This window comes from Streptomyces sp. NPDC051172, assembly GCF_040682555.1.
GTDB lineage: Bacteria > Actinomycetota > Actinomycetes > Streptomycetales > Streptomycetaceae > Streptomyces.
Window position 1 is genome coordinate 1 of sequence record NZ_JBFBBE010000222.1, and the last position, 2,510, is coordinate 2,510.

Here is a 2,510-nt window from a genome sequence, read left to right on the forward strand (position 1 = left end):
CGTGCCAGAGTGGTCGACGTCGGCGAAGCGGCCGACATCCCGCGAACCGTCGCACATGGCTCCGACCAGCGCGGATGACGTTATCGGCAAGGGCAGGGATGCCCTGCTCGGCGCAGCGGCGTTCGTGCTCCGCGGTGGTGCCGGCCCAGCCCTTGCCGAGGTAGAGCTCGCTGTCGATCAAAGTGCGGCCCTTACCGGATCCGTACGACAGGTGCACGCTGACCTGGGCGTTCTCGACCCTGCCCGCGGTGCCGGTGTACTGACGCTGGACACCGGCGGTCTTGGTGCCCAAAGAGCCGCACCCAAACCGTATGGGTGCACCCGCCGATCCGCCCCAGGGAGTCGTCAGTCTGCTTCACCCGCCCAAGTCGCCCAACTCCCTTGTGTAGCCTGGCTGGTGGTGGGGTTCAATCTGATGCCCAAGGTTCCAGGTACACCCCGTGATCTTCATCATGGCCACAAGATCACAGTTCTGATTGAGTGCGCCGAGCAACTGCCGCCACAAGTGGCGGGACCCACCAAGAAGGGATCCACATCATGCCTATCGGCCGCGTCTTGACCACCGCCGCCGTGTCCGCCGCGCTGGTAATCGGAGGCGCCACGGCTGCCTTCGCCGGCACCGGGGGAACTACCAGCACCAAGCTGAGCAACGGCACCCTGTACTTCGAAGCGCACAACGGATCCGTGGTGACCGGCAACTCAAGCCTCTTCTACGGCGCGACCAAGTACACAAAGTCCGGCGGCAGCAAGGTGACTGCCTACCTGAAGATGTCCACGAGTGAGGCCGTCTTCACCAGCCCGCTGAAGACAGTGTCGTCGGGGCAGTCGATCTCGTACTCTTTCGGCGGCCAGTCCATAGCAAAGTACGCTCCGGACTGCGATGCGGCGGGTCTGATGGATGCCTCCACGGGCCAGTACTACACGCCGAACATCAGCTTCTGCTGAACCGTCTGGTGATCTCGTGGGGAGGGCCCGTCACTGCGGGTCCTCCCCCGTGCCTCTCACCGTGTCACTTGCCGTGAAAGGGTCGCTCACTTGATTGACGCGTCCATCAAAGCTGTTCCTGGCCTGTTGTTGGCGTTCGGAGTGCTTGCGCTGACCCTGGCGCTGCCCACAGGGCTGATTGCCTGGATACGGCAGAAGCCGGTCACTGTGCGTGTGCTGTGCGCCGCCAGCGTCGCCGGTATCTGTGCCGTGACCCTCGTGCCGACCGACGGTGGCCCTGTCGGGCAGGGCGCCATCTGCGATCTGAGCTCACCGTTCCCTCAGATGTTCCAGTCGTCGAGTGCGCTGCTGAACGTCGCCTTGTTCGCTCCGGCACCGTTCTTCGCTGTACTCATCTTCCGGCGGCCTTTGACCATTGCGGCGGTGACGGTCATTTCCAGCGGCGTGATCGAGTTGGTGCAGGCGGAAGGGGAGATGGGGCGCTCATGCAGTGCGACCGATCTCGCCGCCAACGCGACGGGAACACTGCTCGGCGTGTTGGGCGCGGCGGCTTGGCTGCGGTTCCGTGGACAAGGGCAGTGGCCGGGGAAGAAGGACATCCTCTGGGGCACAGGCCTTGCCGCGGTCGGCTCTTTGGCCCTGGTCAGTGTGTTTAACTCGTCGGTCAACCCATACGTTCCGGTGTCGGAACGCCACGATGTCCAAGCCGAAGCGAGGGCTCTGGAAGGTTCGGACGCTTGGATCACCGGAGCGGCCAGGTATGTGTTCGGCAAGAAGGCCAACATCGGGCAGACGGTGAGCGTAAAGCGGGATGGGCACCTGCTGGTGACGGCCTCCACCGACCTCGGAGACATCTCCGGCTGGTGGCCCGACAAGAAACTGGAACTGGCCGCGTTCAAGGACAACAAGGCCGAAGAGGGATCTCTGAACCAGAAACAGGCCGAGTCGGTCGGGACCCGTTTTGCCGAGCGCTGGTTCCCGGATGAGATCCGCGGCGCGCACCGAAAGGTCCGCGTGAGCGGATCCAGCAACACCGCCGTCTACATACTCATCTATCGGCGTTACAAGGCAGGCTTGATGATGCCGATGCGGCTGGACATCACCGTGACCTCGGCCGGTCGCATCATGAACTTCACCGCCCGTGCCATAGCCGACCCTCAGCTGCCCAAGACCGCGGTCAGCGAGAGCAAGGCCGCGCAACTCGCTGACCGTTACTCAGGCCGAACGACGCAGGGTGCGGTGCTTCTTGCGCAGAAGGTCAGGGGCCAGGGATGGCGGCCTGTGTGGATGATGGGCATTGAGACCAGCGATGTATTCATCGATGCCGTCACCGGTCGGCAGATCCCCCAGAGCAGTCTGGTCCGCTGAAGTGAAATGGGCACGGTTCCTTACGAGGGAAGGCCGCGATCACCGTCCGCGCTGAGCGCTCGGCGGGACCATGCACGCGGGCAGGCGGGCTGCCATGAGATTGCGCGATCTTGGTGGCTAATTCCAACTGTCATGCAGACAGGCCGAGTTGGCGGGCGACGAGGTGACTGGCGGAGTCGGTCGTGGGTCTGTGCGTG

2 protein-coding genes and 1 pseudogene are annotated in these 2,510 nt (G+C 63.9%); 2 read left to right on the plus strand and 1 reads right to left on the minus strand.

All coding sequences use genetic code 11. The features are described 5' to 3' along the window. Window positions 1–145: 145 nt before the first annotated feature. Window positions 146–289: pseudogene (locus AB0N07_RS48970) on the minus strand (transposase); the annotation flags it as partial. Between the two features lie 266 nt (window positions 290–555). Here AB0N07_RS48970 and AB0N07_RS48975 point away from each other — a divergent pair. Both AB0N07_RS48975 and AB0N07_RS48980 read left to right on the plus strand, forming a co-directional pair. Then, window positions 556–945, plus strand: a complete 390-nt coding sequence (locus tag AB0N07_RS48975) for a hypothetical protein (protein WP_365847189.1) — start codon at window positions 556–558, stop codon at window positions 943–945. Window positions 946–1,035: 90 nt separating this feature from the next. Further along, a complete protein-coding gene (locus AB0N07_RS48980; RefSeq protein WP_365847191.1) occupies window positions 1,036–2,313 on the plus strand; it encodes a VanZ family protein in 1,278 nt (425 codons plus the stop codon). Window positions 2,314–2,510: the final 197 nt, after the last annotated feature.